Source organism: Microbacterium sp., from assembly GCF_039812165.1.
GTDB lineage: Bacteria > Actinomycetota > Actinomycetes > Actinomycetales > Microbacteriaceae > Microbacterium.
On sequence record NZ_JBDIAB010000195.1, the window covers coordinates 1 to 5271 of the forward strand.

4 protein-coding genes and 2 pseudogenes are annotated in these 5271 nt (G+C 73.1%); all 6 read right to left on the minus strand.

What is annotated here, in order from left to right:
• Positions 1-208: pseudogene (locus tag WML84_RS12575) on the minus strand (ROK family protein); the annotation flags it as partial.
• Positions 209-356: 148 nt separating this feature from the next.
• Entirely contained in the window at positions 357-1889 is a 1533-nt protein-coding gene (zwf, locus tag WML84_RS12580) for a glucose-6-phosphate dehydrogenase (protein WP_347346484.1), read from the minus strand.
• 111 nt (positions 1890-2000) lie between these two features.
• Positions 2001-3077, minus strand: coding sequence for a 3-dehydroquinate synthase (gene aroB, locus WML84_RS12585; protein WP_347346485.1), 1077 nt, complete (start codon positions 3075-3077; stop codon positions 2001-2003).
• Positions 3070-3600, minus strand: coding sequence for a shikimate kinase (locus tag WML84_RS12590; RefSeq protein WP_347346486.1), 531 nt, complete (start codon positions 3598-3600; stop codon positions 3070-3072). Before WML84_RS12590 ends, aroB begins: the two co-directional genes overlap by 8 nt.
• Positions 3597-4808 carry a chorismate synthase gene (aroC, locus tag WML84_RS12595; RefSeq protein WP_347346487.1) on the minus strand — a complete coding sequence of 404 codons (1212 nt, stop codon included), beginning with the start codon at positions 4806-4808 and terminating at the stop codon, positions 3597-3599. Before aroC ends, WML84_RS12590 begins: the two co-directional genes overlap by 4 nt.
• Positions 4809-4812: 4 nt before the next feature.
• Positions 4813-5271, minus strand: a pseudogene (locus WML84_RS12600) (shikimate dehydrogenase); the annotation flags it as partial.

Below are 5271 nucleotides of genomic sequence, written 5' to 3' on the forward strand. Positions count from 1 at the left end.
CGGCGGCGACGACCTCGGCGCCCCGCGCGTGCGCGAGGCACTCGCGCACGACGCGTTCGATCGCGCGCTGCGCGACGGCGGGATCGGCCGCCGCCGCCGCGCCCATCTTCGCGCGGGCGCGTGTGCCGGGCAGGATGCCGCCGTCGTCGGCGACCAGCGCCGCCTCCACCTTCGTGCCGCCGAGGTCTATCGCCAGTGCCGTTGCCACCCGCTCATCGTAGCGACGGGACGGCACGCCGAGGTGCCGGAGAGCTGCGCGACGTCGGAGATCTGCACAAGATCGGAGCGCACCGGCATCCGACGTCCGAAGATACGCCGATCTCCGACGAGACGCCGCGGCGAGAGGCGGCGCCGGCTCAGTGCGGTCCGCGCCAGATGCGCTCGAACGGCAGGCGCCACGCGTGCGGCGTGATGAGCTGGTGGATGGAGTTGGGCCCCCACGAGCCGGGCGCGTACTGCTTGACCGCGGGCGGGTTCTCCAGGAGCGGCGCCGACCGCTCCCACAGCGACTCGATGCCCTCCGCCGTGGTGAACAGCGTGTGGTCGCCGCGCATGGCGTCGAGGATGAGGCGCTCGTAGGCCTCGAGGACGTCGCCCGCGCGGCTGGTCTCCTTCGTGGAGAACTGCATCGAGAGCTTGTCGAGGCGCATGCCGGGCCCCGGCCGCTTGCCGTAGAACGACAGCGACACCTTCGACTCGTCGGCCAGATCGAAGGTCAGGTGGTCCGGTCCCTGCGAGCCGATGCCGGAGCCGGACGGGAACATCGACTTCGGGGCCTCTTTGAAGGCGATCGAGATGATGCGCATGCCCTCGGCGAGCCGCTTGCCGGTGCGCAGGTAGAACGGCACGCCCGCCCAGCGCCAGTTGTCGATGCGGGCGCGCAGGGCGATGAAGGTCTCGGTGTCGGAGTCGGGATGCACACCGGGCTCGTCGCGGTAGCCGGTGTACTGGCCGCGCACCGCGTCCTCGGGGAGGATCGGCTCGAGCGAGCGGAAGACCTTGTTCTTCTCCTCGGAGATCGACCGCGGCTCCAGCGCCGTCGGCGGCTCCATCGCGACGAAGGCCATCACCTGGAACAGGTGCGTGACGACCATGTCCTTGTAGGCGCCGGTGGGCTCGTAGAACGCGGCGCGGGCGTCGAGGCCCAGCGACTCGGGCACGTCGATCTGGATGTGGTCGATGAAGTTGCGGTTCCAGATCGGCTCGAACAGGCCGTTCGCGAAGCGGAACGCCAGGATGTTCTGCGCCGCCTCCTTGCCGAGGAAGTGGTCGATCCGGAAGATCTGCTTCTCCTGGAAGGTCCGGTGGATCTCCGCGTTGAGCGCGACGGCGCTCTCGAGGTCCTCGCCGAACGGCTTCTCCATGATGACGCGGGAGCGCGCCACGAGCTCCGACGCGCGCAGCGTCTCGATCACCTTCGACGCCGCCTGCGGCGGGACGCTCAGATAGTGCAGCAGCCGCACGCCCTTGCCGAGCTCCTCCTCGGCCGCCGCGACCTTCTTCGCGAGCGCCTCGGGCCCCGCCGACTGGGGGATGTAGGAGAGCATCGGCGCGAAGACCGCCCACTGCTCGTCGGTGAGCTTGCGCGCGCCGACCGCCTCGATCGACGTGCGCGCGAACTCGCGGAACTCGTCGTCGGTCAGCTCGTCGAGCGACGTGCCCACCACGCGCAGCCCCGCGGTCAGGCCCGACGCCGCGAGGAAGCCCAGACCGCACAGCAGCTTGCGGCGCGCCAGGTCGCCGGTGGCGCCGAACAGCACGACGACGTGCGCGCCGGCCTCGGTCGCCTCCTTGCGTGGTCGCGCATGAGCACTCGGATAGGCGATCGACTGGGCGGCGGGGTAGGCGATCGTCTGGGCGGCGCGGGTACCATCGGCGGCTTTGCTCATCGCACCATCGTGGTGGGCGCGGGCATCATAATGCAAACCCGGTTCGGGATCCGGCTCGCACGCGCCGGAATCCGGCCGGCGCCGCCCCGATTCGGGCTCGGGCCGCACGATTCAGGCCGCGATCTCCTGGTACGCGGCGTACAGCAGCGACTCGTCGGGCGCCTGTAGCACGGTCGGGCGGCCGACCTCGTCCAACACGATGAAGCGCAGCATGCCGCCGCGGCTCTTCTTGTCGCGCTGCATCGTCGCGAGCAGCTGCGGCCAGGCGCCGGCCCGGTACGTCGTCGGCAGCCCCAAGAGCTCGAGGATGCGCCGCTGGCGGTGCACCGCGGCATCCGACAGCCGACCCGCGAGCCGCGACAGCTCGGCCGCGAACATCATGCCGACCGAGATGGCGGCGCCGTGCCGCCAGCGGTACCGCTCCGCGTGCTCGATCGCGTGGCCGAGCGTGTGCCCGTAGTTGAGCACCTCGCGCAGGCCGTTCTCGCGCAGATCCTCCCCCACGACCTGGGCCTTCATCTCGATCGCCAGCTCGATGCAGCGCCGGAAGGCCGCGCTGTGCGGGTCGACGACGGCGACCGGGTCGACCTCGATGAGATCGAGGATCTCGGGATGCCGGATGAACCCGGCCTTCACGACCTCGGCGAAGCCGGCGACGCGCTCGTTCGGCGACAGCGTGTCGAGGAGGTCGAGGTCGCACAAGACCGCCCGCGGCGGCCAGAACGCGCCCACGAGGTTCTTGCCCTCGGCCGTGTTGATGCCGGTCTTGCCGCCGACGGCGGCGTCGACCATGCCGAGCACGGTCGTGGGCACCTGCACGACCGCGACGCCCCGCAGCCACGTCGCGGCGACGAAGCCGGCGAGGTCGGTCACGGCGCCGCCGCCGAAGCCGACGACCGCGTCGGTGCGCGTGAAGTCGGCCTGGCCCATCACCTGCCAGCAGAACGCGGCGACTTCCACGCGCTTGCCCTGCTCGGCGTCGGGCACCTCGGCCAGCAGCACCTGGCGCTCGTCGCCCAGGCTCGCGCGCAGCTCCTCGGCCTGCGCGGCGAGGGTCGGCGGGTGCACGACGAGCACCTTGCGCGCCTCCGGCGGCAGGGCGCCGGCGAGCAGGGGCAGGATGCCGCGCCCGATCGTGATGTCATAGCCCGGGTCGCCGATCACCGTGACGACGGTCGACTCACTCATGGCTGCCTCCTCCGGCCCATTCGGCCACTCGGTCGACGACGTCCTGGAGCGGTCCCGAGGACGTGTCGAACACCGCGTCGGCGAGACGCTCGTACAGCGCGCGCCGCGACTCGAACACCTGCTGCCAGCGCGCCACGGCGTCGGTCTCGCCGCCCTCGCCCGCGCCCTGCAGCAGCGGACGCCGCGTGCCGCCCACACGGCCTGCGACGACCCTCGGCGACACCGTCAGCAGCACCACGCGATGGCCCGCGAGATCGGCCTGCGTGTCGGGGTCGAGCACCGCGCCGCCGCCCAGGGCGACCACGCCGCCGCGTTGCAGGCCCGCGCGCACCGCGTCGCGCTCGAGCGCGCGGAACGCCGCCTCTCCCCGCTCGGCGAAGATCGTCTCGATCGGGCCGTGCGCGGCGACGACGGCGGCGTCGCTGTCGTAGAACGGCATGCCGAGCGCCTTGGCCACCCGCCGTCCCACGCTGGACTTGCCCGCGCCCATCGGACCGATGAGCACGATCGCCGGCGCGCTCATCCGAGCGAGTCGTCGCTGTCGGATGCCGTCTGCAGCGTCTCGGGGATGGCGGCGAGGTAGCCGTCGAGGTTGCGGCGGGTCTCGGCGACGCTGTCGCCGCCGAACTTCTCCAGCACCACCTCGGCGAGGACGATCGCGACCATGGCCTCGGCCACGACGCCCGCGGCGGGCACCGCGCACACGTCGGAACGCTGGTGGTGCGCGGAGGCGGCCTCGCCGGTCGCGGTGTCGATCGTGCGGAGCGAGTGCGGCACGGTCGCGATCGGCTTCATGCCCGCGCGCACGCGCAGCACGGTGCCGGTGGACATGCCGCCCTCGGTGCCGCCGGCCTTGTCGCTCGAGCGGGCGATGCCGTCGGCGGTGACGAACAGCTCGTCGTGCGCCGCCGAGCCGCGGCGGCGCGTGGTCTCGAAGCCGTCGCCCACCTCGACGCCCTTGATCGCCTGGATGCTCATGAGCGCCTGCGCGAGCTTGGCGTCGAGGCGCCGGTCCCAGTGCACGTGCGAGCCGAGGCCCGGCGGCAGGCCGTAGGCGAGCACCTCCACGATGCCGCCGAGCGTGTCGCCGTCCTTGCGGGCGGCGTCGACCTCGGCGACCATCGCGGCGGAGGTCTCGGGGTCGAAGCAGCGCAGCGGATCCGCGTCGAGCGCGTCGACGTCGTCGGGCGCGGGGAGAGCGGCGCCGTCCGGCACCCGGACGGGGCCGATCGACAGGGTGTGGCTGACGAGGCGGATGCCGAGCTCGCCGAGGAAGGCGCGGGCGAGGGCGCCGAGCGCGACGCGCGCGGCGGTCTCGCGGGCGCTGGCGCGCTCGAGGATGGGGCGCGCCTCGTCGAAGCCGTACTTCTGCATGCCCACGAGGTCGGCGTGGCCGGGGCGCGGGCGCGTGAGCGCCGCGCCGCGGCCACGCGAGCGGTCGGTCAGCTCGACCGGCTCGGCGCTCATGACCTCGACCCACTTCGGCCACTCCGTGTTGCCGATGCGCAGCGCGATGGGGCTCCCGAGCGTGAGCCCGTGGCGCACACCGGAGGAGATCGTGAGCTCGTCCTCCTCGAACTTCATGCGCGAGCCGCGGCCGTAGCCGAGCTTGCGGCGGGCGAGGTCGGCCTGGATCGCGGCACGCGAGACCGGGACGCCGGCAGGGAGGCCTTCCATGAGGGCGACGAGTTCGGGGCCGTGCGATTCGCCGGCCGTCAGCACGCGGAGCATCCGTCTAGTCTCCCACGAGCGCGCGGCGCATCACCGCGACGACGCCGTCCTCGTCCGGCAGCGGCTCGTCGACGTCGCCGGTCGCGAAGAGGCGGATCTGCAGCACGGCCTGGTGCAGCAGCATCCCGGCGCCGCTCAGGGCACGCCCGCCGGCGCGCTCCCACGCGGTCGCGAGCGTCGTCGGCCAGTGCCCGTAGACGACGTCGAACAGCGTGCCGCCGTGCTCCGCGAGCGCGAGCGTCACGTCGGCCGGCAGCTCGGTGCCGCCCGGGATGGTCGAGATCGTCAGCGGCACGTCGGTCGCCGGAGGCTGTGCGAGCGGCGCGGCGGCCAGCGACAGGCCGTAGCGGTCGGCGACCGGGCGGAGCGCCTCGACGGCCTCCGGTCGCCGCGCGGCGACCTCGACGTCGCGCGTGCCGCGCTCGGCGAGCGCGACGAGGGCGGAGGTCGCCGTCGCCCCGGC

Bases quoted from the DNA above. Each gene is read 5' to 3' on its own strand.
- aroC (WP_347346487.1), bottom strand. From the start codon at position 4,808: ATGCTCCGCGTGCTGACGGCCGGCGAATCGCACGGCCCCGAACTCGTC.
- aroB (WP_347346485.1), bottom strand. From the start codon at position 3,077: ATGAGTGAGTCGACCGTCGTCACGGTGATCGGCGACCCGGGCTATGAC.
- WML84_RS12590 (WP_347346486.1), bottom strand. From the start codon at position 3,600: ATGAGCGCGCCGGCGATCGTGCTCATCGGTCCGATGGGCGCGGGCAAG.
- zwf (WP_347346484.1), bottom strand. From the start codon at position 1,889: ATGAGCAAAGCCGCCGATGGTACCCGCGCCGCCCAGACGATCGCCTAC.